This is a genomic window from Streptomyces sp. NPDC003635 (genome assembly GCF_053587635.1).
On the sequence record NZ_JBSFOK010000067.1, the window covers coordinates 13,304 to 36,109 of the forward strand.

A 22,806-nucleotide genomic window follows, 5' to 3' on the forward strand; every position below is an offset into this window, starting at 1 on the left:
CAGGAGGGTGATCCTGGGGGCCTTCAGGACGACGAACACACCTTCGCACACCGGGTGCGACCGGCGCCTTCGGATATCCCCGCGGTGCTACGACAGCTGCGACTGCACCTGGGAGGAGATGAGCTCCAGGTGGTCAAGGTCGGAGAGGTCGAGGAGCTGGAGGTAGATCCGGCGGGCGCCGATCTCCGCGTAGCGGCCGATCTTGTCGACCACCTCGGCGGGGGATCCGGCGAGGCCGTTGGCCTTCAGCTCGTCCACCTCGCGGCCGATGGCGGCGGCCCGGCGGGCGACCTCGGCGTCGTCCTTGCCGACGCAGACGACGAGGGCGTTGGAGTACGTCAGCGCGTCGGTGCCGCGGCCGGCCGCCTCCGCGGCCGCGCGGACCCGGGCGAACTGGCGCGCGCTGTCCTCGACGCTCGCGAAGGGCATGTTGAACTCGTCGGCGTACTGGCCCGCGAGGCGCGGGGTGCGGGTGGCGCCGTGGCCGCCGATCAGCACGGGGATCCTGGCCTGCGCGGGCTTGGGCAGGGCGGGCGAGTCGGTGAGGTCGTAGTAGGTGCCGTGGAAGTCGAAGGTCTTGCCGACCTCGGTGGCCCACAGTCCGGTGACGATGGCGAGCTGTTCCTCCAGGCGCGCGAACTTCTCCTTCGGGAAGGGGATGCCGTACGCCTTGTGCTCCTCCTCGAACCAGCCCGCGCCCAGGCCGAGTTCGATCCGGCCGCCGGACATCTGGTCGACCTGCGCGACCTGGATGGCGAGCACGCCGGGAAGGCGGAAGGTGCCGGCGGTCATGAGGGTGCCGAGGCGGATGCGCTTGGTCTCGCGGGCGAGTCCGGCCAGGGTGATCCAGGCGTCGGTGGGGCCGGGGAGGCCGTCCGCGGAGCCCATGCTCAGATAGTGATCAGAGCGGAAGAACGCGTCGAAGCCGAGGTCTTCGGTGGCCTTCGCCACGGTGAGCAAGGTGTCGTAGGTGGCCCCCTGCTGGGGCTCGGTGAAGATGCGAAGATCCATACCTCCATCCTGCACGCTCATACGGTGGTCAACACCGCTGGTCCCACCGGTCCCGCCGCGCCACGGTCGGGTGAAAATCCCCGGGCGGCGTGCCCGCGGCGGGTCCGGGCCAGTGACCCGGTCCGGTGATGATCGTTGCCCGGGAGGAGCCGGACCGCCCGGCTCCCGCACCGGCCTGTCTGCCGCCGGGCGTCGTTCGCGTCGGCCTCCGAGAACTCGGGGCCGGGGGCCGAGGAGGCCGTCATGTCCGAAGAATCCGTGCCGCAGCAGGGCGGGGCCGGGGGTGCCGGGGGCGGCACCCCCGGCCGGCCGAAGGGGCTGCTGCAGCAGATGGAGGAGCTGATGGCGGCACTGAACGCGGATCTGTCCGCGCTGGACGCGGACCTGCAGTCCTCCGGGGGGTCGGATCGGGACACGGGCGCCGGGGCGGCGGCGGGTGCCGGGGCGGCGTCCGGGGCGGCGTCCGGGGCGGCGGCGGGGGTGCGGGAGGACGGGGACTGACGGGTCCCCCGGGGATGGCAGAGAGCTGACGGGCTCTCGGGCGACGACTGACACCGGCGACTCGCCAGCAGGCCGGGCGAGAGCTGACGGCCCGGCTCGGGCGACGGCCGGGGGTTGGCGGGCACGCGGGGGACGGCTCCAGCCGACGGCTGACTGTGACGGCGCCCGAGCTGACGGCCCGCTCGCAGCATGGGCGAGGGCCGACGGCTGACTCCGACGGCGCCCGAGCTGACGGCCCGCTCGGAGCATGGGCGAGGGCCGACGGCCGACTCTGACGGCGCCCGAACTGACGGCCCGCTCGCAGCATGGGCGAGGGCCGACGGGCTCTCGGGGGACGGCTTCGGGCCGACGGCTTGCTCGGAGGGCGGCTGCGGGCCAAGGGCCGGCTGGGACGGCGGCCGGTGTCGGTGGCTCGGGCGGGGGACGTCGAGGGCTCGCCCCGGGTTCAGCCCGCCTCTCTTTCCGGCTCCGGCAGCAACTGTTCCGCCTCTCGGTCCGCGAGTCTGCGGAGCATCTCCAGGACGCGGTCGCGGGACTCGTCGGCCGCGTCGATGGCCTCCATGCACTGCCAGTACGTGCCCTCGTCGTCCGCCGCGCTCGCCAGACCGACGAGGGCGATGCCCACCTCGCCGAGCAGACCGCCCAGGTACATGAGCGCCTGGCGGGCGTCGCCCAGTTCGCTGAGCTGGGCCGCGCGCAGGTCCTTGGTGTCGAGTACGGGGGTGTCGAGCACCCCGCAGCCCCGGCCCGCGAGTTCGGTCAACCCCAGTGCCTCACCGCGCAGTTCGGGTGGGCCGAAGACCGCGAGCCGGCTTCCTATCGCCTGGGCCAGGGCCTGCGCCTGCCACACCTCGGTCAGGATGTCCGGCGCGCGATCGGTCCCGGCCAGGGCACGCCTGCTCGTCACGATGAGCCGCACAGCGTCCATGCGCTGCCCCCGTCTGTCCGACGCGCCCCCTGGCACGTCCGCCCGAACTCCATTGTTCACTACCCAGAGTGAGGGTCCGTGAGACGAAAAGCCAGAGGAAGACGGAAATCTGCGGACAACAAATCGGTTTCGGGAAGTTGAATGAACACGGAGCGTACAAGGGGATCGAGTAACTCCGTTCCGTGGTCCAGGGGTTACGGCGCCGGGAACCGCCGTTCGTTGCGGTCGATCTTCGCGTCCAGCGCGGCGAGGGGGTCGATGCCCAGCACCTCGCACAGTTGCAGCAGGTAGGCCAGCACGTCGGCGACCTCGTCCGTGACGCGGTGCGCGGTGTCGGGGTCGGACATCACGCGGGCCGACTCCTCGGGCGTCAGCCACTGGAAGATCTCGACGAGTTCGGAGGCCTCCACACTGAGCGCGGCGACGAGGTTCTTGGGGGTGTGGTACGGCTGCCAGTGGCGCGCCGCGGCGAACTCGGCGAGCCTGCGCTGGAGTTTCGCGACGTCGAGGGGTTCGGTCACGGGGTCAGGTGTACCACGGTGACGCCGGGCGTCCCGTCGGCCCAGACCGCGTCGCCGACCGCGCCGACGAGGCGGATGTGGCCGCGCTCGCACATCCGCGCCGCGAGCGCGAGCAGTTCGGTGCGCTGGCGTGGGTCCAGGCCGCGCTCGAGGCCGTCCGCCAGCACCGTGAGGGTCCGCATCGCGGGCGGCACCTCGCCGGGCGGGTCGAGCTCCAGTACCCCGGGGCCGGTGAGCAGCACCAGGGTGAGCGCGAGATAGCGCAGCTCGCCGTCGCCGAGGCGGCCGAACTCGGTCCGGGTGCCGCCGCCCCGGTCCAGCACTCCGCGGACGGTGCCGTCGCCGAGCGGTTCGGACAGGACGTCCGTGACGGGACCGCGGCAGCCGGCGCGTGCGGCGGTGACGAGCAGCTGGTGGCGGCGGGCGCACTCGACGCGGGTGCGCCACAGGACGTCGGCGAGGTTGTCGCAGCCGCCGAGGAGGCGTCCGGAGCCGGTGGGGACGGGAACGCGCATCCAGTCGGGGCGCGGGTCGCAGGCGAAGACGGAGCGCAGGGCGACGACCATCTGCTCGGCGGCGGCGAGGACCCGGCGCTGCCCGTCCGTCTTGCCTGCCACGCGCAGGGGCAGCAGGGCGGTGCCGAGCCGGTCGTCGGGGAGCGGGGCGCGGGTGACGGGCGCGGACCCGGCGGTGTGCCAGGCCGCCTGCACCGCGCGCCGGCCCGGATCCCGCAGGGCGGTCTCCAGGAGGGTCACCCCGTCCGCCGTGAGCCGCTCGCCCACGACGCGCAGCTCGGGCTCGGCCTGTACGGCGACCTCGAGCCGGACCGGGCCCTCGGGACCGTCGGCGGTACAGCCGATCCGGAAGCCCCGGCGCCGCTGGGCGTCCGGCCGGGCCCCCTCGGGCACACAGGCGACGGGATCCGGGAAGACCTCCCGGAGCTCCGCTCCCCCACCCAGCCGGGCGAGCGCCTCGTACGCCCGCAGCGCACTGCTCTTCCCGCTCCCGCTGGCCCCCGCCAGCAACGTGCACGCCCCGAACGGCAGGCTCACGCCCCGGTGCCCGGCGAAGGCGGAGAGCCGCAGCTCCGTGATGCGCGGCCGGCTCGGGTGCTCTCCGGCCGGTCTCGCCGGCGCGGCGGCCGAGGAGGTGGGCACGCGTGAAGTCGCCTGCGGCGCGGCGGAGGGACTCGGCGGGCGCGGTACGCCGTAAGGCGCCGGGGGTGTGGAGGGGGCGGGCATATGCGGACCGTAGGACTCCGGCGGCGGGTGAACCGTTTTGCCGCCGGGAGCTTCCTACGATCGGGGGACGTCCGGGGCTCAGGCCTCCGGGACGCCGGCGCCCTCCATGAGCCCGCTGACCTCGGTGCCGTTCGGGGTCAGCAGGAACACGTTGCGGTCGACGCGGTGCATACCGCTCGACAGGCCGAAGACGACGCCGGTGCTGAAGTCGAGAACGCGCTTGGCGACCTCGGTCTCGGCGCCGGTCAGGTCCAGCAGGACCGGGATCCCGGCCATCAGGGTCTCGGCGACCTCCCGGGCGTCGCCGAAGACGTTGACCCTCAGGACCACGAAACGGCGGCGCGGCTCGGTCACCGCCTCGGGATGCGCGCGATGGTCCACGGCGGACGGCCACGCGTCCCGCCCGCGCAGGGGTACGACCTGGGCGAGCCCTTCCCACTGCTCATCGGTGACGTCGTAGCGGTTCACCGGCTCCCCCCGAACTGACTGGTACTCAATGCCTGCACCAGCCAATTCTTACGCCATGTCACCCGTTCGGCCCAACAGCGACACGGTCCGCCACAGCGGCGACAGGGCTTGCGGGCCAGGCGCGCGGTCAGGCGTCCTTGCGGGTGAAGCGGAGCGTGGCCGTGACCGCGGTCAGGCCGCGCATCATGCCGAGCTGGTTCCAGGTGATGCCGAACTGCTCCCGGCCCAGGGTGAATTCGGCCGCCCGTGCCGCGCCGCGCCAGGCCCTGCCGGTCGGATCATCCCGGCGTCGCGGGCCGGACCGGACTGCTTCTCGCAGCCGGGCCGACCCGGACGTCTGGGTCTAGGCGTGGCACGTCGGCAGGGTGCCGCCGTTGTAGGTGATCATCTCTGCGAACGCCTCCGCCACGTCCACCGTGCGGCCCGTCGCTATGGCCTCGCGTTCGTCCAGTTCGGCGTAGGCGCGGTGGAGGTTGCCCACGACTCGTTCGAACTCCGTCAGGTGGCTGAAGGAGCCCTTGCCCGCTTCCCTGGCCGCCACCAGAGGGGTCAGGCGCTGCGCTCGGCCTTCCGCCGCCACCCGCTGGATCCAGCGCAGGTACTCCTCCGTCTCGTCCAGGACCTCCGGGCCCCGTACGGGTCCGTGGCCGCAGACCACCGTGCGGGGCCGCAGCGCGCGCAGCCGGGCCAGGGCCGCCAGGGAGCCGGAGACCGAGCCCATCAGGACGAAGGGCGCGCTGCCCGCCATCGCGATGTCCCCGGCGAACAGCACCCGCTCGGCGGGCAGCCACGCCACCACGTCGTCGTTGGTGTGCGCCGGGCCCGGGTGGAGCAGCCGGATCTCCCGCTCCCCCTGGTACAGCGTCAGCTCCTGCGTGAAGGTGAGGTCCGGCAGCCGTACCGACAGCTCCCCCCACGCCACGTCCGGCCAGACCCCCGTGAGGGCCAGGCCGTTGCGCTCCATCTCCGCCCGGGTCCGGGCGTGCGCCACCACCGTCGCGCCCGGAAAGGCTCCGTTGCCGTGCGTGTGGTCGCCGTGGTGATGGGTGTTGACCAGCACCCGGACCGGGCCCCGGCCGAGCCCCTCCGCCGCCCCCCGCAACGCCGCCGCGCGGGCCGCCGTGGCCGCCGTGTCGACGAGGACCAGGCCCTCGGGACCGGCGACCACCCCGGCGTTGCTCAGACACCAGCCCCCGTCGGGCTGGAGGTGGGCGTAGACCCCGTCGGCCACCTCGGTGAGCTCGGTGCGCAGGGCCGGAGTGGAGACACTCATGAAACCGCCGCCCAGTACGGGTACCCCGCCACCGCCCAGCTCGTGCCGCCCACGCTGGTCTGCGCCCAGGCCACCGCGGGGGGCTGCGTCGGCAGCGGTTCCCCGTCCGCCTCGCCCCGGCGCCCGGACAGCGCCAGCAGGACCGTGAGCAGGGCGGAGAGTTCCTCCGGTGTCGGTTCGCCTCGCAGCACGCGTATCACCCGCTCTTCCGAATCGATCGCACTCACTGCGGCTGGTTCCCGTGCTTGCGCGACGGGATCGGGGCGTGCTTGCGGCGCAGCGTGCGCAGGGCGTCGATCAGCCGTGCCCGGGTCTCCGCCGGGTCGATCACGTCGTCCACCAGACCGCGTTCGGCGGCGTAGTACGGGTGCATCAGCTCCGAGCGGTACTCCTTGACCAGCTGCTCGCGCGTCGCCTGCGGGTTGTCGGACGCGGCGATCTCCCGCCGGAACACGACGTTCGCCGCGCCCTCGGCACCCATCACCGCGATCTCGTTGACCGGCCAGGCGAAGGAGACGTCACAGCCGATGGACCGGGAGTCCATGACGATGTACGCGCCGCCGTACGCCTTGCGCATGATCAGCTGCACCCGGGGCACGGTCGCGTCGCAGTACGCGTACAGCAGCTTCGCGCCGTGCCGGATGATCCCGCCGTGCTCCTGGTCCACCCCGGGCAGGAAGCCGGGCACGTCCACCAGCGTCAGCAGCGGGATGTTGAAGGAGTCGCAGAACCGCACGAACCGCGCCGCCTTCTCGGAGGCCTGGATGTCGAGCGCGCCGGCCTGCACCATGGGCTGGTTGGCGACGACCCCGGTGACCTCGCCGCCCATCCGGACCAGCGCGCACACCACGTTGCGCGCCCAGTTCTCGTGGACCTCGAAGAGGAAGCCGTCGTCGACGATCTCCTCGATGACGTCCCGGACGTCGTAGGAGGCGCGCGGGTCGGCCGGGACCATGTCGAGCAGGGCGTCGGTGCGCCGGTCGACGGGGTCGGACTCGGCGACGGCCGGGGCCGGTTCACGGTTGTTGGAGGGCAGCAGGGAGAGCAGGAAGCGGACGTTCTCCAGGCACTCCTCCTCGTCGTCGAAGACCGCGTGGGCCACGCCGGAGGCGGTGGAGTGCGGGTCGGCGCCGCCGAGCCCGTCCATGGTGATCTCCTCGCCGGTGACCGCCTGGACGACGTCGGGACCGGTGATGAACATCTGCGAGGTGCCGCGGACCATGAAGACGAAGTCGGTGAGCGCGGGCGAGTAGGCCGCGCCGCCCGCGCACGGGCCCATGATGACGCTGATCTGCGGGATGACCCCGGAGTTGCGGACGTTGCGGGAGAAGATGCCGCCGTATCCGGCGAGCGCGGTGACGCCCTCCTGGATCCGGGCGCCCGCGCCGTCGCACAGGCCGATCACCGGGGCGCCGGCCGCCGTCGCGAGGTCCATCAGCTTGTGGATCTTCTGGGCGTGGGCCTCGCCGAGGGCGCCGCCGAAGATCCTGAAGTCATGGGCGTAGACGAAGGCGGTACGGCCGTTGATCCGGCCCCAGCCGGTGATCACGCCGTCGGTGTGGGGACGGCGGGCCTCCAGGCCGAAGCCGGTCGCCCGGTGCCGGCGCAGGCCCTCGGTCTCGGTGAAGGTGCCCTTGTCGAAGAGCAGGTCGATCCGTTCGCGTGCGGTCAGCTTCCCCTTGGAGTGCTGTGCCCGGGTCGACTTCTCCGAGGGACCGCGCCGCACCGACTCGCGCAGTTCGTGCAGTTCGGCCGTCCGTTCCCGGAGGGGAGGTGAAAGGCGGTCCATTGACGCTCCTCACAGGTCGTCAAGGGGCTTGTTCAGCCCGTTCTCGGAACGCGTGGGCGACAGAGTGCGTCGCGGAGCTGGAGCGCGGGTGGAGTGGGGCTTAAGCGCCGGCGTCAGTTCCTGCGACGGCGCCTGGGTCATGTCCTCCGACGCCTACCTGGGCAGAGACTGACATAACAGCCTCATTCGGGCGTCGAGCCGCACTCGACAACTGCCGTACCACGCACCCGACTCGGGAGAGGAGCTCTACAGGCGTCGCGTCTCCGCGAACTCCTTCGCGCGCCGCAGCGTCGCCCGGCTGTTCGTGCCCAGCGCGCTGCGCACCGCCTCCCGCGCCTTCGGGTCGGCCAGGATCACGCTGTGCCGGGACGCCGCCAGCGTCGTGCCGTCCGGGAGCGGGGTCAGCCGCCACTCCCCCGTGTGGGCCACCAGGACCGTCGGCGTGCGGATCTGCTTGTAGGCGATGCTGCCCACCTCGGGGCGGCACACCCGGACCGACTCGCCGGGGTGCAGGGTGCCGTCGGGGCTGCGGGTCTCCATCACCATGCGCTGGATGCCCGGGGTCTTCTCGGTGAGCTCCAGCGAGGCCACGTGCGGCAGCCGGTCCGGCCAGCGGTCGGCGGCGCACAGGAAGTCGTACACCACCCGCGGCGGTGCCGTGATGCGCAGGGTGTCCTCGAAGACGTACGGCGTCCTGGGGTGCTCGGCGGCGATCCGTACCCCGGCCAGCTCGGCCGGGCTGTTCTGGTGCAGGGAGTGCAGTACGACGTGCTCGTCGCCGAAGGCCTCGAACTCGTGGTGGAGTTCGAGGAGCGTCTCACCGCCGCCGATGTCCTTGGCCAGCCAGGATCCGCTCATCGAGGTGAGCGGCGGGGCCGGCCGCTCCTGGCGGAACTCGACAGTCAGGGCGTGCGGGTCGAGGACCCGTTCCGAGGTCCAGCTGCGCACCTCGGAGCCGACGAACGCCCAGATGCGGACGTGTTCCCGGCCATCGGTGCGGGGCGCGCCCCCGACGTACTCGGTGTGGATGTTCGGCTCGAACATCAGCGGCCAGACCGTCACATCGGCGATGAGCGCGTGGACGGCCCGCGGAGGCGCCGCGATCCGGGTGGTGTGGACGGTGTTCGGCATGCCGGTCCCCTCGATGCGAGTGACGGTCAGTGACTTGCCAGGCCGCCACAGACATTGATCGCCTGGGCCGTGATGGCCGCGGCGCTGTCGCCCACCAGGTGGCCGACCATCGCGGCGACCTCCTCCGGGGTGGCGTGACGGCCCAGCGGGATCCTGGCGTCGAGGCGTGCGAGCACCTCGTCGGCGGTGGTGCCCCGGGCGTCGGCGCGGCCCCGGGGGACCCGCTCGGCCATGGGGGTCTCCACAAAGCCGGGGCACACCGCGTTCACCGTGACACCGGTCGCGGCGAGTTCCAGGCCGAGGGCCTTGGTGAAGCCGACCACGGCGTGCTTGGAGGCGGAGTAGGGGGCGCCGAGGACGACGCCCTGCTTCCCGGCGGTGGAGGCGATGTTGACGATCCGCCCCCAGCCGCGGCCGACGGCGCCGCCCTGACGGAGCATCTCGCGGGTGACGCGGAAGACGCTGTTGAGGTTCGTCTCGATGATGTCGGCCCACAGTTCGTCGGTGAGGTCGACGGTGATGCCGCCGCCGCTGCGGCCCGCGTTGTTGACCAGCACGTCGAGCCGGCCGTGGCAGGCGACCGCGGCCTCGACCAGGTCGCTCGCGGCCCGGAAGTCCCGTACGTCGACGGCGAGTCCGTCCGCCTTGACACCCTTGGCACGCAGCGCGGCGACGGTCTCGGCGACCGCGTCGGTGCCCCGGGCGCAGACGAACAGGTCGAAGTCGTCGTCGGCGAGGCGTTCGGCGACGGCTCGTCCGATGGCGCCGGTCGCGCCGGTCACCAGAGCGGTACGGCCCGGCCGCCTGCGGTTCGGAGGACCGCCCCCGAGCGCACCCGCCCAGGAGCCGGGTACGGCCCGCTGGATCGTCATGTCACCACCACCGCAGTCGAGTCGGTCCCGTCCGGCCCGCGCGGACCGACGCGGCCCGGACACCATGCCCCGGACATCGCGCCCTGCCCGCCGCGACCGGTCATTTCACCACCACCGCGGCCGAGTTGAACCCGCCGTGGCCGCGGGCCAGCACCAGCGCGGCGCGCAGGTCGACCGGGCGTGGGTCGCCGGTGACCAGGTCGAGGTGCCAGCCGTCCTTGGGCCGGTCCACGTGCACCGCCGGGGGCAGCACCCCGTCGCGCAGCGCGAGCAGCGCCGCCACCAGGTCGAGGGTGGAGCCGCCGGCGCCGATCCGTCCGGTCATCGTCTTGGGCACGGCGACCGGGACGCCGTACGGCCCGAAGAGCTCCCCGATCACCTCGGCCTCCGCCTCGTCCAGGGCGGGCACCCCGGAGGCGTCGGCGAAGACGACGTCGATGTCGTCGGCGGTCAGCCCCGCGTCCTCCAGCGCGAGCCGCGCCGCCCGCCCGAGGTTGCCGGGGCCGGTCGGCGGATCGAACGCGGCGGCGTACCCGGCGACCTCGCCGAGCACCTGCGCGCCCCGCTCCTCGGCGGCCGAGCGTTCCTCCAGTACGACGTAGGCGGCGCCCTCGCCGGGGACGTACCCGGAGGCCTCGGAGTGGAAGGGCAGATAGGCGCGGGCCGGCCGGCTGTGCGGGCTGACCTGGCCGGTGGCGAGATGGCCCGCCCAGCCCAGCGGGCACAGACCCGCGTCGGAGCCGCCCGCGAGCAGCACCCGGGTGTCCTCGGCGAGCCGCCGCCGGGCCTGGCCGACCGCGTCGAGGCCCCCGCACTGTTCGGTGACGAGGGTGCCGCTCGCGCCGCGCATGCCGTGCCGGATGGAGACCTGTCCGGTGCAGGCGGCGTAGAACCAGGCGAAGGACTGGTAGGCGCTGACGCTGTCGCTGCCGGTGCGCCACAGGGCACTCATCTCGTGCTGCCCGAACTCGTAGCCGCCCGCCGAACTGGCCGTGAAGACTCCGGTGCCGTACCCCTCCAGGGTGGCGGGGTCGACGTCGGCGTCGTCCAGGGCCTCGGCCGCGGCGGCCAGCGCCAGCCGGGTGAAGCGGGCGGTCTGCGGCAACAGCCTGCTGGGCACGTACTGTTCGGCGACGAACGAGGCGACCTCACCGGCGACCGGGGTGCGGTTCACGGGTGCGTCACGGGCCGGGCGCAGGGCGCTGACCCCGCGCAGGGTCGCCTCCCACCAGGCGCGGGTGCCGACGCCGTTGGGGGCGACGACGCCGAGTCCGGTGACGGCCGCCCGCACCCGGGCGGGCGGGGCGGCGGCGGGGTCGGGGGTCACTCGGGCTTCCTCAGGACGAGGGCGCTCTGCAGTCCCCCGAAGCCACTGCCCACGCTCAGTACCGTGTTGAGGGGCTGCGACCGGGCGGTCAAGGGTACGTAGTCGAGATCGCATTCCGGGTCCGGGGTGTGAAGGTTCGCGGTCGGCGGGACGGCGCCGTGCTCCAGGGCCAGGGCGCAGGCGGCCGCCTCCAGGGAGCCGATGGCGCCCAGCGAGTGGCCGATCATCGACTTGATGGAGCTGACCGGCACGTCGTAGGCGTGCGCACCCAGGGCGGTCTTGAGCGCGTTGGTCTCGTGGACGTCGTTCTGCCGGGTCCCGGAGCCGTGCGCGTTGACGTAGTCGATGGCGTCGACGGGCAGCCGGGCCTCGTCGAGGGCGGCGCCGACCGCGGCGGCGAGCTCGGTGCCGTCGGGGCGCAGCCCGGTCATGTGGTAGGCGTTGCCGCGGGTGGCGAACCCGGCGATCTCGGCGTAGACATGGGCGCCGCGGCGGCGGGCGTGCTCCTTCTCCTCCAGTACGAGGATGGCGCCGCCCTCGCCGAGCACGAACCCGTCGCGGGTGAGGTCGAAGGGCCGGCAGGCCTCGGACGGGTCGTCGCCCTCGTAGGGGGTGGTGGCCTTGATGGCGTCGAAGGAGGCCGCGGTGATGGCGCACACCGGCGCCTCCGCCGCGCCGGCCAGCATCACGTCCGCGGACCCTTCCGCGATGATCCCGGCGGCGTGGCCGAGGGCGTCGAGCCCCGACGTGCAGCCGGTGGAGACCAGGGCGACCGGGCCCTGGGCGGCGACGGTCCAGGCGACCTCGCGGGCGAGCGCGCTCGGCACCATGTAGTCGTACAACTGCGGTACGGCATAGGTGGTGTCGGTGCGCCAGTCCCGGCCCTCGTCGCTGAGCAGCGGATAGGCCTCGTCCAGGCTGGTGGCCGCGCCGACCGCGCTCCCGATGCTGACACCGGTGCGCAGCGGGTCGATACCGCCGAGCGCGAGGCCGCTGTCGGCGACCGCCTCCCAGGCGCTGACCACGGCGAACTGCGCCGAGCGGTCCATGCGGTGGATCTCCCGGACGCCGAGCCCCGCGGCCCTGGGGTCGAAGTCGACCTCGGCGGCGACGCGGGAACGGTAGGTGGAGGCGTCGAAGAAGGTGATGTGGCGGGTCGCGGCCCGGCCGCCGGTGAGCAGCGCCCAGTAGTCCTTGGTGCCGATGCCACCGGGGGCGACCACACCCAGCCCTGTGATCACTGCGCGTCGGGTCATGCGGGGATGGTCGGGGCGCTCGCTCAAGCTGCGGTGGAGCGGCGTTGGGGCGGCCCGGAGCCGGCGTCGCCGAGTGGCCGAGGTGCGTCGGTCGACCCGTCCGCCCCGGTGCACCGCTTCTTGACCACCCCTCTAGCCCGCCTACCCAGACTGCAACCGCCGTGGGCACCCCCCGAGAGAGAGGTAGAGGCTCGGTGACTGCAGTTCCTCACCCCAGCATCCATCCACCGGCGGCCTCGGACGCCCCCTCGCGGACCGAGCAACTGTCCCGTGTGGTCATCCGTTTCGCGGGCGACTCCGGCGACGGCATGCAGCTGACGGGTGACCGGTTCACGTCGGAGACGGCCTCGTTCGGCAACGACGTGGCGACCCTGCCGAACTTCCCGGCCGAGATCCGGGCGCCCGCGGGCTCCCTGGGCGGTGTCTCCTCCTTCCAGTTGCACTTCGCGGACTACGACATCCTCACCCCCGGCGACGCCGTGGACGTGCTGGTGGCGATGAACCCCGCGGCGCTGAGGACGAACCTGGCTGACCTCCGTCCCGGCGGCGAACTCCTCGTCAACAGCGACGAGTTCGACGCCCGCGCGCTGGCGAAGGCGGGCTACGACAGCTCCCCGCTGGACGACGACACGCTTCAGGGGTACCGGCTGCACCCGGTACCCCTGACCAGCCTCACCGTGGAGGCGCTCAAGGAGTTCGGGCTGTCCCGCAAGGAGGCCCAGCGCGCGAAGAACATGTTCGCGCTCGGTCTGCTGTCGTGGATGTACCACCGGCCCACCGAGGGCACCGAGAAGTTCCTGAAGACGAAGTTCGCCAAGAAGCCCCAGATCGCGGCGGCCAACATCGCCGCGTTCAAGGCGGGCTGGAACTTCGGTGAGACGACGGAGGACTTCGCGGTCTCCTACGAGATCGCCCCGGCCGCCGACACCTTCCGGTCCGGCACCTACCGGAACATCTCCGGCAACCTGGCCCTGTCCTACGGTCTGCTCGCCGCCGCCCAGCAGGCGGACCTGCCGTTGTTCCTGGGCTCGTACCCGATCACGCCGGCCTCCGACATCCTGCACGAGCTGAGCCGGCACAAGAACTTCGGGGTGCGCACCTTCCAGGCCGAGGACGAGATCGCGGCGGCCGGCGCGGCGCTCGGCGCGGCGTTCGGCGGTTCGCTGGCGGTGACCTCGAACTCGGGTCCCGGGATGGCGCTCAAGAGCGAGACCATCGGTCTGGCCGTGGCGCTCGAGCTCCCGATGGTCATCGTGGACATCCAGCGCGGCGGACCGTCGACCGGGCTGCCCACCAAGACCGAGCAGGCCGACCTGCTGCAGACGATGTACGGCCGCAACGGTGAGGCCCCGGTGCCGATCGTCGCCCCCTGCACGCCCGCGGACTGTTTCGACGCGGCGCTGGAGGCGGTCCGGATCGCGCTCACCTACCGCACCCCGGTCTATCTGCTGTCCGACGGCTACCTGGCCAACGGCGCCGAGCCGTGGCGGATCCCGGAGCCGCACGAACTCCCGGATCTGCGGGTGCACTTCGCCGACGGCCCCAACCACACGCTGGAGGACGGCACCGAGGTCTTCTGGCCGTACAAGCGGGACCCGCTCACGCTGGCCCGCCCCTGGGCGATCCCCGGCACGCCGGGGCTGGAGCACCGGGTCGGCGGCATCGAGAAGCAGGACGGCACGGGGAACATCTCCTACGACCCGGCCAACCACGACTTCATGGTCCGCACCCGGCAGCGGAAGGTCGACGGGGTCTGGGTGCCGGACATCGAGGTCGACGACCCGCACGGGGCGAACACGCTGGTGCTGGGCTGGGGGTCGACCTACGGCCCGATCACCGCGGCCGTGCGCCGGCTGCGCCGGGCCGGGGAGCCGATCGCACAGGCCCACCTGCGCCACGTCAGCCCTTTCCCGCGCAATCTCGGCGAGGTACTCGGCCGCTACGAGCGCGTCGTGGTGCCCGAGATGAACCTCGGCCAGCTCGCGTCCCTGCTGCGCGCCCGCTACCTCGTCGACGTGACCAGCCACACCCAGGTGAGCGGCATGCCGTTCAAGGCCGAGCAACTCGCCGCGGTTCTGAAGGAGGAGATCCATGCGGCTTGAACTGCTCGCCCGTGACTTCAAGTCCGACCAGGAGGTGCGCTGGTGCCCGGGCTGCGGTGACTACGCGATCCTCTCGGCCGTGCAGGGCTTCATGCCCGAGCTGGGCGTGGCGCGGGAGAACATCGTCTTCATCTCCGGGATCGGCTGCTCCTCGCGGTTCCCGTACTACATGAACACGTACGGCATGCACTCGATCCACGGCCGTGCCCCGGCGATCGCCACCGGCCTCGCCGTGACCCGGCCCGACCTGAGCGTGTGGGTCGTCACCGGCGACGGCGACGCGCTGTCGATCGGCGGCAACCACCTGATCCACGCCCTGCGCCGCAACGTGAACCTCAAGATCCTGCTGTTCAACAACCGGATCTACGGCCTGACGAAGGGCCAGTACAGCCCTACGAGCGAGGTCGGGAAGATCACCAAGTCGACGCCGATGGGTTCGCTGGACGCGCCCTTCAACCCGGTGTCGCTGGCGATCGGCGCGGAGGCGTCCTTCGTGGCGCGCACCGTCGACTCCGACCGCAAGCACCTCACCGAGGTGCTGCGCGCCGCGCACCGGCATCCGGGCACCGCGCTGGTGGAGATCTACCAGAACTGCAACATTTTCAACGACGGCGCCTTCGAGGTCCTCAAGGACAAGCAGCAAGCGCAGGAGTCGGTGATCCGCCTGGAGCACGGGCAGCCGATCCGATTCGGGGCCGACGGCGCCAAAGCCGTCGTACGGGATCCGGCCACCGGCGATCTGGAGGTGGTCGACGTGACCGCGCGGAACGAGGACCGGATCCTCGTCCACGACGCGCACTCGGCCTCCCCCACGACCGCCTTCGCGCTGTCCAGGCTGGCCGATCCGCAGACCCTCCACCACACACCGATCGGCGTCTTCAGGGACGTCGAGCGTCCGGTCTACGACACGACGATGGCCGACCAGCTGGACGCCGCCATCGAGCGATACGGCAAGGGCGACCTCGCGGCCGTCCTCGCCGGCAGCGACACCTGGAGCCGCTGATCCGCTCCCGCCCCGCCCTGCCCGTTCGTAAGGAGACCCAGTGAGCTCTCTTGCTGCCGCCAGCTCGGAATCATTGACCACAGCCGTGATCGGTGGCATCGCGCTGACCCTGCTGGTGGGCGTGGCCTTCGCCGCGGCCGCCCGCCGGATCCGCCAGCCCGCGGTCGTCGGTGAGATCGCCGCCGGTATCTGCCTCGGCCCGAGTCTCCTCGGACTGTTCCCCGGCGACCTGCCGGAGAAGTTCTTCCCGGCCGAGGCGCGGGCCCATCTGGGCACCGCGGCCCAGATCGGCCTGATCCTCTTCATGTTCGTCATCGGATGGGAGTTCGACGGCACGAGCTTCAGCGGACGCCGGAAGTCCACCGGCATCATCTGGCTCAGCTCGATCGCCTGCCCGCTCGCCCTGGGCATGGGCCTCGCCGCGCTGATCTACGGCACCTACGGCACGGTGAACGGCAAAGAGGTGGGGATGTTCGAGTTCACCCTCTACCTCGGCGTGGCCATGTCGATAACCGCGTTCCCGGTGCTCGCGCGCATCGTCGCCGACCAGGGGCTCCAGTTCAGCCGGGCCGGGGCGCTCTCGCTGGCGCTCGCCGCGGCCGACGACGTCCTGGCCTGGTGCATGCTCGCCCTCGTCGTGGCGCTGGTGACGGCCACCGGCACGGGCGCCTTCGTCACGATGCTGCTGTGGTCGCTGGTGTACGTCGCCGGAATGCTCTGGGTCGTCAAGCCGCTGCTGCGCAAGGCGACCGACCGGCTGCCCGATGCCCCCCTGGCCGGCATCATGGTGCTCGCCGCCTGCGGTGCCTTCGGCTCCGCCTGGCTGACCTCCGAGATCGGTATCCACGCCATCTTCGGCGCCTTCTTCTTCGGCCTGGTCATGCCGCGTGACCGCAGGCTGATGCAGTCCGCCTTCGGGCCGATGGAGAACGCCAGCAAGCTGCTGCTGCCGCTGTTCTTCGTCGTGACGGGCCTGTCCGTCGACCTCACCACGATCACCGGCCAGGGTCTGCTGGTCATGGTGGCCGTCATCGTCGTGGCCTGCGTCGGCAAGCTCGGCGGGGTCGCGATCCCGGCCAAGCTGACCGGGATGAACTGGCGCGACGCCACCGTGCTCGGACTGCTGATGAACACCCGTGGCCTGACCGAGCTCGTGATCCTCAACGTGGGTCTGCAACTGGGGCTGCTCACCGTGGAACTGTTCAGCGCCATGGTCATCATGGCCCTGGTCACCACCGCGATGGCGGCGCCCCTGCTGTCCGCCCTGCTGGCCCGCCAGAACGAGCGTGCCCATGAGGAACTGCTGAATTCCCGGCCCGCGGTCTCCATGATCCCTTCTCCCAAATAGTCGAAAGGCAGGCACGCAGCATGGACTTCGCCTGGACCGAGGAACAGAGGCAGGCCTACGACCGCACCCTGGCCGCCGTCCGCGAGGCGTTCCCCGCGAGTGACGGCACGGCCGAGTACTACGACCGGGGCGACTGGAAGCGGCTCGGCGAGCTCGGCCTGCTGGGTCTGTCCGTGCCGGCCGAGTACGGCGGCGGCGGGCTCGGCGCGCTGGACACCGCACGGCAGGTGGAGGCCCTCGGGCGCGGCTGCGACCGCACCGGACTGGTCTTCGGCGCCTCGGCGCACCTGTTCGCCTGCGCGATGCCGATCGTCGACTTCGGCAGCCCGGAGCTGAAGTCCCGGATCCTGCCGGGGATGTGCACCGGCGAGCTGATCGCGGGCAACGCCATGACAGAGGACGAGGCGGGCTCGGACGTCTCCCGGCTCACCACGGTCGCCGAGCGCACCGACGGCGGCTGGATCCTCAACGGCGAGAAGAGCTTCGTCACCAACGGCCCGGCCGCGGACGTCTTCACAACGTACGCGACCACGGACCCCAAGGCGGGCTATCTGGGCGTCACCGGCTTCGTGGTGGAGCGGTCCGCCCCCGGTCTGACGGTCGGCGAGCCCTTCGACAAGATGGGCATGGCCCATGTCCCGGCCGGGCGGCTGACGTTCGACAACTGCTTCGTGCCGGACGACCAGACCCTCGGCGAGGAGGGCCAGGGCGGCTTCATCTTCCAGCACTCGATGGGCTGGGAGCGGTGCTGTCTGTTCGCCGGGTTCCTCGGGCTCGCCGACCATCTGATGGACCGGGCCGTCGAGCACGCCCGCACCCGTAAGCAGGGGGGTCGCCGGATCTCCCGCTTCCAGGCGGTCTCGCACCGCATCGCGGACATGAAGCTGCGCACCGAGAGTGCCCGGCTGCTGCTGTACCGCGCCGCCTGGGAGATGGACCGGGGCGGCCCGGCCACCCTCTGGATCGCCCTGTCCAAGCTGGCCGTGTCCGAGGGCGTGGTGAGCACGGCCCTGGACGCCATCCGGCTCTTCGGCGGCCGCGGTTACCAGCGCGCCGAGGGCATCGAGGCCGCCCTCAGGGACGCGGTGCCCTCCGTCATCTTCTCCGGCACATCGGACATCCAGCGCGACATCATCTCCAGGGAGCTGGGACTATGAGCACCAACGTCAGCCTGCACCGCCTGCTGTACGACTCCGCCCGGCGCAACCCGTACGCCGTGGCGGTGCACGGGGCCGACGGCCCCATCGACTACCGCAAGCTCGACCGCCTCGCGGACCGGTACGCCGAGGCCCTGCGGCAGAGCGGGGTGGGCATCGGCGACCGGGTGATCATCTGGAGCCACAAGAGCGTCGACGCCATCGCCGTGATGCAGGCGGCGCTGCGCATCGGCGCCCTATACGTGCCGGTCACCGGCTCCAACCCGCCCGCCCGGGTGGCCCGGATCGCGGCCGGCTGCGAGCCGAAGCTGGTCGTGGCCGACACGGGCGGCGTGGAGCGGGCCAAGGCCGCCGAGTTCGACGCGGCGCCGCTGGCCGGCTTCGAGGAGCTGCTCGGACGGGCCGAGGAGGGCGCGCGTCCGACGCACTACAGGAACGAGCCGGACGACCCGGCCTACATCCTGTACACCTCGGGCTCAACCGGTGAGCCCAAGGGCGTGATGATCAGCCACCGCAACGCGCTGGCCTTCATCGACTGGGCGGTCGAGGAGCTGCAGCTCACGGTCTCCGACCGGCTGTCGAACCACGCGCCGTTCAACTTCGACCTCTCGGTCTTCGACCTGTACGCCGCCTTCGCCGCCGGCGCCTCGGTGCACCTGGTACCCGAGGAACTCGCCTACGCCCCGGTGCAGTTGGCGGAGTTCATGCGCCAGCGGCTGATCACCGTCTGGTACTCGGTGCCGTCGGCGATCAGCCTGATGATGCGCGAGGGCGGGCTGCTGGACGGGCCTCCCCCGTCGGCGCTGCGGGTCTGTCTCTTCGCCGGCGAGCCGTTCGCCATCCACCACGTCCAGGAGCTGCGCAAGAGCTGGCCCGGCATCCGGCTGCTGAACTGGTACGGCCCGACCGAGACCAACGTCTGCACCTCCTACGAGGTCACCGAGGCCGACCTGGAGCGGGAGACCCCGCTGCCGATCGGCACGGCCTGCTCGGGGGACACCATCACGCTGGACGGCCCCGAGGGCGGTGAGGGCGAGGTCGTCGTCAGCGGTCCCACGGTGATGCTGGGCTACTGGGGGCGCGGCCCCCAGGAGGGCCCGTACCGCACCGGCGACATCGCCCGCCTCGACGCCGACGGGAACCTCGAGTACGTCGGACGCCGCGACCACATGGTGAAGGTGCGCGGCAACCGGATCGAGCTGGGCGAGATCGAGGCGGCCATCGGCACCCTCGAGTCCGTCGCCGAGGTGACGGTCCTGGTGATCGGCACCGGTCTCACGTCCCAACTGCACGCGGTCGTCGTCCCCTCGCCGGGGCAGCGGCCCTCCCTGCTCGCCATCAAACGCCGTTGTGCGGAAAGGTTGCCCACGTATATGAACATCGACCGTTTGCACATCGCCGAGGATCTGCCTCGCACGCCGAACGGCAAGCTGCACCGCGCCGCGCTCGTCACGGCCGTAGAGGCGGGTGAGCTGTGATGACCACCGCCGCCATGCCGATGCCGACGCTGGGCACGTCCGTCGACATCCAGCTGTTCCGTACCGTGATGGCCTCGCTGGCCAGCGGGGTCTCCATCGTGACCACCCTGGACAAGGAGGACGAGCCGCGCGGTCTGACCTGTTCCGCGGTGTGCAGTGTCTCCGTGGACCCGCCGCTGCTGCTGGCGAGCGTCAGCAACCGCAGCGGCACCCTGCGCGCGGTGCTGGACCGGGCCCAGTTCTCGGTCAACATCCTCGGTTCGCAGGGCCAGATGGCCTCGCAGCTGTTCGCCTCCGGCGCGACCGACAAGTTCGAGCGGGTCCGCTGGACCCCGGGTCCGGCGACCGGGACGCCGCTGCTGGCGGTCACGGTGGGCCACGCGGAGTGCGAGCTGCACGACGCGGTGGAGGCCGGCGACCACACGCTCCTGATAGGCCGAGTGGTGGGCGGCGGCACGGCCGAGGACCGCTTCCCGCTCACCTACTGGCGCGGCGCGTACGCCCGTCTGCTCCCCAACGCCGGCTGACAGCCGCGGCCCGACCTCCCCTCACGGCCCGCCACCGAACTCCGGTGGCGGGCCCTGGGCTGTGCGCCGAGGGCGTCACATCGGCTGTGCCTTGAAGGCGCGTCCTCGTCTTCGGGGCGCGCGGATCCGGGAGCCCCCCCGCACATGCCACCACGCCGCCCCCCTGGTGAGGGGGCGGCGTGGTGGGTGAGGAGGCCGGCCGGGTCAGCGGGATGCCGCCGAGGTGACCGAGGTGACGTTGTCGCGGGTCAGCAGGCGGCGGAAGTCGGCGGGTGCCGAGGTCTTGACCCACCAGAGCATCTTCAGCCGCTTGGGGATCGTGAAGTGGTAGACCTTGGCCTCCGGGTCGCCGAAGGCGTACAGCGGCGGGATGAACCTCTCCCGGCGCAGCTCGGCGAAGATGCCGTCGGCCGCCGGCACCGCGGACAGCTCGCCCGCGCCGACCCGCTCGATGGTCCGCAGCGAGCGGTCGATGACACCGCGCAGGCCCTCGGGCACGTCGAACCAGATGCCGCCCAGCTCGAACCGCTCCACCGCCGACCAGTCCCGGCCGGCGGAGGACTCGCAGTCCAGCCGGGCCCGCTTCAGCGAGAGGTCCGCGAGGATCTGCCAGAGCAGCCAGACCCGGGAGTAGGCGTTCCAGAGCTGGAACTCCCCCGCGGCGATGCGCGCGCACCGCAGCCAGCGGTCGTTGAAGGCGTTCAGGTCGTCCTGGAAGGCCGCCACCCGGGCGAACGGCGCCGGGGAGAAGTCCTCCCGGCGCACCGCCGGGACGAGGGCGCTCGCCAGCGCGTGGACCACCTCCGTGGCCATCGTGACGTCCCGGGACAGGAACAGGTCGTTGCGGGCCGCCGTCCGCTCCAGCGCGAACCAGCGGTCCCCGTAGGTCTGCGAGGCCGTCCGCTGCCACAGCGGCGCGTTGATCCACGGCCGGACCGCGGTCGCCGACGCGAAGGTCTTGTCCAGGTCGGGGAAGCGCTCGACGACCGCACGGAAGGCCTTCTCGGGGTCGTCCGGGAGGTGCTCCCAGCGCTCCGGGTCGAGGCTGAGCGTCACTCCGGTGGCCGGGTTGCCGCCGTGGGCGTGGTTGTCGAAGCGGACCAGCTGGATCCAGCCGCCGTCGAAGAGATGGTGGACCGTGCCCTCGGACCAGGCGGTGGCGCGCGGGTAGTCCGCGGTGGGCCGCACCTCCTCGAAGGGCGTCACGCCGGTCATGTGCGTGGCGATGACCCGGGAGCGCAGGCCGAGCCGCGGCTCGGGGTCGTCGCCGCCGTTCTTCGCCACCAGGAAGGAGCCGGGGCCGCTGACGTCGACCAGGTAACGGGCCTTCCAGACATGCCCGTCGGTGGTCTCGATCCGCGCCCCGTCCGCCTCGGTCCAGGCGTCCGTCGCGTGCACCCCGTGCGAGAGCACCGCGGCGCCGTAGCGGTGCGCGATGCGCTGCGTGTACGCGTCGACGCTGCGCCGCTCCAGATGCCACTCGGCGTGCTCGCCGGGCACGTTGAACTGGACGCTCTCCTCGGGGCTCTGCGGCCGGCCCGGCCGGTGGTAGAGGAAGCCGAGGCTCTTCTTGATGCCGCTGTCCCGGCGCACCTCCGCCGGCAGGTCCGGGAACAGCCCGAAGGCGGCGATCTCCGGGATGTCGAAGCGCTTGGCCAGCAGCAGGAACACCTCGGCGGTGTACGGCACGGTGGTCTCGCCGGAGGGCTCGCTGCGGTCCTCGGCGCTCGGCACCACCAGCACCCGTACCCCCTGACGGGCCAGGACGGCGGCGAGCAGGCCGCCGGCCATGGTGCCGCCGAGGACGGCGACGTCGTACTTCTCCCGGGGGTCCGCGGGAGGAGCCGGGCGGTCTCCGGGCGGGGTGGTTCGGTTGATCTTCATGGGTTCAACTCCCCTCGGTTCTCTCCCTGGACGCGCGGGGGCGCCGGCCCCACCGGGACCGGCGCCGTGCGCGCGGTTCAGAAGATGCGCTTGCCGCGCAGCTTCGCCTTGATGGCCTCGCGCCCGTTGCCGGTCATCATCCGCTTGACGACCGGGTCGGCCTCGGTGTGCAGCCAGCGCGCGGTCTTCAGCAGTGTCTTCGGTCCGGGAATCATGAAGCGCAGGTCGCGCTCGGCGAAGCCGAAGTTCTTCGGCACGAAGTTCACGGTCTCCAGCTGCTCGTAGACCGTGTCGGCCGCGTCGCGCGCGGTGGTCCGGCCGGCCTCGTAGTCGAGGACCTTGTCGACCATGAGGTCGTACAGGCCCTTGTAGCCGTCGTGGTCCGGCCAGTACAGGCCGAGGTACGGGGCCTTCTCCAGGTCCTTGAAGTGCTGCTCGTTGCCGTCCTTGAAGTACTTGAACAGACCCTCGGAGAGCCGGTAGGTGCCCGCGTTGGCGCCCCAGGCCCACATCCGGTAGACGGCCGTCCACAGGTCGTAGTCGCTCCACGAGATGAAGGAGGCGTTGACCAGGGAGTCGTTGTAGTCGAACAGGCCCTGCTGCATCTTGTCGACGTAGTCGAAGCGCTCGCGGGAGAAGTTGTCGTCCTTGACGGCCTCCAGGAGCCGCCAGGTGAGGCTGTTGATGGCCTCGGCGGTGTTGGACAGGCCGCGCGAGTACAGCGGGTCGATGAAGCCGGCCGCGTGCGAGAGCAGGAACCAGCGGTCGCCGGCGCACTGCCGGGAGGAGTACTGGAGCCGGTCGGTGGAGATCCAGTTGCGCACCGCCCGGGCGCCCTCGTACTGGCGGGCGATGTCCGGGAAGCGGGCGGCGTAGGAGTAGAACTCCTCCTCCGGCGTCATGTCGGCGGACTTGGGGTACTTGCGCGGGTCGAGCGTGAGGCCGACGCTGCACAGCGGGTTGCGGGACCACTCGTGGTTGTCGAAGCC

General features: G+C 71.9%; 21 protein-coding genes and 1 pseudogene. 7 read left to right on the forward strand and 15 right to left on the reverse strand.

All coding sequences use genetic code 11. The features are described 5' to 3' along the window. Positions 1-87: 87 nt before the first annotated feature. On the reverse strand, positions 88-1,011 hold the full coding sequence (locus ACWDRW_RS37070; RefSeq protein ID WP_451731927.1) for an LLM class F420-dependent oxidoreductase: 924 nt from the start codon (positions 1,009-1,011) through the stop codon (positions 88-90). Positions 1,012-1,254: 243 nt separating this feature from the next. Between ACWDRW_RS37070 and ACWDRW_RS37075 the strand changes: the two genes are divergently transcribed. Then, the gene (locus ACWDRW_RS37075) at positions 1,255-1,512 is read left to right on the forward strand and encodes a hypothetical protein (RefSeq protein ID WP_451731930.1); all 258 of its coding nucleotides are present in this window, start codon (positions 1,255-1,257) and stop codon (positions 1,510-1,512) included. Positions 1,513-1,957: 445 nt separating this feature from the next. Here ACWDRW_RS37075 and ACWDRW_RS37080 read toward each other — a convergent pair whose 3' ends face one another. The 12 genes and pseudogenes from ACWDRW_RS37080 to ACWDRW_RS37135 form a co-directional block, all read right to left on the reverse strand. Continuing rightward, complete coding sequence (locus ACWDRW_RS37080) at positions 1,958-2,440, reverse strand: DUF6099 family protein (protein ID WP_451731933.1); 483 nt, start codon at positions 2,438-2,440, stop codon at positions 1,958-1,960. 194 nt (positions 2,441-2,634) lie between these two features. Further along, positions 2,635-2,961, reverse strand: a complete 327-nt coding sequence (locus ACWDRW_RS37085) for a nucleotide pyrophosphohydrolase (protein WP_451731936.1) — start codon at positions 2,959-2,961, stop codon at positions 2,635-2,637. Continuing rightward, the gene (locus ACWDRW_RS37090) at positions 2,958-4,202 is read right to left on the reverse strand and encodes an ATP-binding protein (RefSeq protein ID WP_451731939.1); all 1,245 of its coding nucleotides are present in this window, start codon (positions 4,200-4,202) and stop codon (positions 2,958-2,960) included. The genes ACWDRW_RS37085 and ACWDRW_RS37090 overlap by 4 nt, the downstream gene beginning before the upstream one ends. A gap of 78 nt (positions 4,203-4,280) precedes the next feature. Further along, entirely contained in the window at positions 4,281-4,670 is a 390-nt protein-coding gene (locus ACWDRW_RS37095) for a cell division protein SepF (RefSeq protein WP_451731941.1), read from the reverse strand. Positions 4,671-4,797: 127 nt separating this feature from the next. Beyond that, positions 4,798-4,911 (reverse strand): annotated as a pseudogene (locus ACWDRW_RS37100) (YceI family protein); the annotation flags it as partial. Between the two features lie 102 nt (positions 4,912-5,013). Further along, positions 5,014-5,943: an MBL fold metallo-hydrolase gene (locus ACWDRW_RS37105; protein WP_451731944.1), complete on the reverse strand. Its 930-nt coding sequence runs from the start codon at positions 5,941-5,943 to the stop codon at positions 5,014-5,016. Continuing rightward, positions 5,940-6,134: an acyl-CoA carboxylase subunit epsilon gene (locus ACWDRW_RS37110; RefSeq protein ID WP_451731947.1), complete on the reverse strand. Its 195-nt coding sequence runs from the start codon at positions 6,132-6,134 to the stop codon at positions 5,940-5,942. Before ACWDRW_RS37110 ends, ACWDRW_RS37105 begins: the two co-directional genes overlap by 4 nt. A 32-nt stretch (positions 6,135-6,166) precedes the next feature. After that, on the reverse strand, positions 6,167-7,732 hold the full coding sequence (locus ACWDRW_RS37115) for an acyl-CoA carboxylase subunit beta (protein WP_451731949.1): 1,566 nt from the start codon (positions 7,730-7,732) through the stop codon (positions 6,167-6,169). Between the two features lie 246 nt (positions 7,733-7,978). Next, a complete protein-coding gene (locus tag ACWDRW_RS37120; protein ID WP_451731951.1) occupies positions 7,979-8,863 on the reverse strand; it encodes an aromatase/cyclase in 885 nt (294 codons plus the stop codon). A gap of 26 nt (positions 8,864-8,889) precedes the next feature. After that, positions 8,890-9,735: an SDR family NAD(P)-dependent oxidoreductase gene (locus tag ACWDRW_RS37125; protein WP_451731953.1), complete on the reverse strand. Its 846-nt coding sequence runs from the start codon at positions 9,733-9,735 to the stop codon at positions 8,890-8,892. Between the two features lie 100 nt (positions 9,736-9,835). Then, positions 9,836-11,062 (reverse strand): beta-ketoacyl synthase N-terminal-like domain-containing protein, encoded by a 1,227-nt coding sequence (locus ACWDRW_RS37130; protein ID WP_451731956.1) that lies wholly within the window; start codon positions 11,060-11,062, stop codon positions 9,836-9,838. Next, the gene (locus tag ACWDRW_RS37135) at positions 11,059-12,318 is read right to left on the reverse strand and encodes a beta-ketoacyl-[acyl-carrier-protein] synthase family protein (protein WP_451731959.1); all 1,260 of its coding nucleotides are present in this window, start codon (positions 12,316-12,318) and stop codon (positions 11,059-11,061) included. Before ACWDRW_RS37135 ends, ACWDRW_RS37130 begins: the two co-directional genes overlap by 4 nt. Before the next feature lie 218 nt (positions 12,319-12,536). On the opposite strand from ACWDRW_RS37135, the gene ACWDRW_RS37140 reads away from it, so the two are divergent. From ACWDRW_RS37140 to ACWDRW_RS37165, 6 genes are read left to right on the forward strand one after another with little or no spacing between them, the layout of a single operon-like run. Continuing rightward, positions 12,537-14,420 (forward strand): 2-oxoacid:acceptor oxidoreductase subunit alpha, encoded by a 1,884-nt coding sequence (locus tag ACWDRW_RS37140; protein WP_451731981.1) that lies wholly within the window; start codon positions 12,537-12,539, stop codon positions 14,418-14,420. Continuing rightward, positions 14,410-15,423: a 2-oxoacid:ferredoxin oxidoreductase subunit beta gene (locus tag ACWDRW_RS37145; protein ID WP_451731962.1), complete on the forward strand. Its 1,014-nt coding sequence runs from the start codon at positions 14,410-14,412 to the stop codon at positions 15,421-15,423. The genes ACWDRW_RS37140 and ACWDRW_RS37145 overlap by 11 nt, the downstream gene beginning before the upstream one ends. Before the next feature lie 40 nt (positions 15,424-15,463). Next, on the forward strand, positions 15,464-16,771 hold the full coding sequence (locus tag ACWDRW_RS37150; RefSeq protein ID WP_451731965.1) for a cation:proton antiporter domain-containing protein: 1,308 nt from the start codon (positions 15,464-15,466) through the stop codon (positions 16,769-16,771). A 20-nt stretch (positions 16,772-16,791) separates the two neighbouring features. After that, the gene (locus tag ACWDRW_RS37155; RefSeq protein WP_451731968.1) at positions 16,792-17,928 is read left to right on the forward strand and encodes an acyl-CoA dehydrogenase family protein; all 1,137 of its coding nucleotides are present in this window, start codon (positions 16,792-16,794) and stop codon (positions 17,926-17,928) included. Continuing rightward, on the forward strand, positions 17,925-19,406 hold the full coding sequence (locus ACWDRW_RS37160) for an amino acid adenylation domain-containing protein (RefSeq protein WP_451731971.1): 1,482 nt from the start codon (positions 17,925-17,927) through the stop codon (positions 19,404-19,406). Before ACWDRW_RS37155 ends, ACWDRW_RS37160 begins: the two co-directional genes overlap by 4 nt. After that, positions 19,406-19,933 (forward strand): flavin reductase family protein, encoded by a 528-nt coding sequence (locus ACWDRW_RS37165; protein WP_451731974.1) that lies wholly within the window; start codon positions 19,406-19,408, stop codon positions 19,931-19,933. The genes ACWDRW_RS37160 and ACWDRW_RS37165 overlap by 1 nt, the downstream gene beginning before the upstream one ends. A gap of 204 nt (positions 19,934-20,137) precedes the next feature. On the opposite strand, the gene ACWDRW_RS37170 is transcribed toward ACWDRW_RS37165, so the two are convergent. Both ACWDRW_RS37170 and ACWDRW_RS37175 read right to left on the reverse strand, forming a co-directional pair. Then, positions 20,138-21,817, reverse strand: coding sequence for an NAD(P)/FAD-dependent oxidoreductase (locus ACWDRW_RS37170; protein ID WP_451731976.1), 1,680 nt, complete (start codon positions 21,815-21,817; stop codon positions 20,138-20,140). Positions 21,818-21,894: 77 nt separating this feature from the next. After that, a partial coding sequence (locus tag ACWDRW_RS37175; protein WP_451731979.1) for an NAD(P)/FAD-dependent oxidoreductase occupies positions 21,895-22,806 on the reverse strand: 912 nt, incomplete at its 5' end.

Coding starts and splice junctions, on each gene's coding strand:
- ACWDRW_RS37105 (WP_451731944.1), bottom strand. CDS start 5,943: ATGAGTGTCTCCACTCCGGCCCTGCGCACCGAGCTCACCGAGGTGGCC.
- ACWDRW_RS37070 (WP_451731927.1), bottom strand. CDS start 1,011: ATGGATCTTCGCATCTTCACCGAGCCCCAGCAGGGGGCCACCTACGAC.
- ACWDRW_RS37135 (WP_451731959.1), bottom strand. CDS start 12,318: ATGACCCGACGCGCAGTGATCACAGGGCTGGGTGTGGTCGCCCCCGGT.
- ACWDRW_RS37170 (WP_451731976.1), bottom strand. CDS start 21,817: ATGAAGATCAACCGAACCACCCCGCCCGGAGACCGCCCGGCTCCTCCC.
- ACWDRW_RS37145 (WP_451731962.1), top strand. CDS start 14,410: ATGCGGCTTGAACTGCTCGCCCGTGACTTCAAGTCCGACCAGGAGGTG.
- ACWDRW_RS37165 (WP_451731974.1), top strand. CDS start 19,406: ATGACCACCGCCGCCATGCCGATGCCGACGCTGGGCACGTCCGTCGAC.
- ACWDRW_RS37120 (WP_451731951.1), bottom strand. CDS start 8,863: ATGCCGAACACCGTCCACACCACCCGGATCGCGGCGCCTCCGCGGGCC.
- ACWDRW_RS37115 (WP_451731949.1), bottom strand. CDS start 7,732: ATGGACCGCCTTTCACCTCCCCTCCGGGAACGGACGGCCGAACTGCAC.
- ACWDRW_RS37080 (WP_451731933.1), bottom strand. CDS start 2,440: ATGGACGCTGTGCGGCTCATCGTGACGAGCAGGCGTGCCCTGGCCGGG.
- ACWDRW_RS37075 (WP_451731930.1), top strand. CDS start 1,255: ATGTCCGAAGAATCCGTGCCGCAGCAGGGCGGGGCCGGGGGTGCCGGG.
- ACWDRW_RS37160 (WP_451731971.1), top strand. CDS start 17,925: ATGAGCACCAACGTCAGCCTGCACCGCCTGCTGTACGACTCCGCCCGG.
- ACWDRW_RS37125 (WP_451731953.1), bottom strand. CDS start 9,735: ATGACGATCCAGCGGGCCGTACCCGGCTCCTGGGCGGGTGCGCTCGGG.
- ACWDRW_RS37155 (WP_451731968.1), top strand. CDS start 16,792: ATGGACTTCGCCTGGACCGAGGAACAGAGGCAGGCCTACGACCGCACC.
- ACWDRW_RS37090 (WP_451731939.1), bottom strand. CDS start 4,202: ATGCCCGCCCCCTCCACACCCCCGGCGCCTTACGGCGTACCGCGCCCG.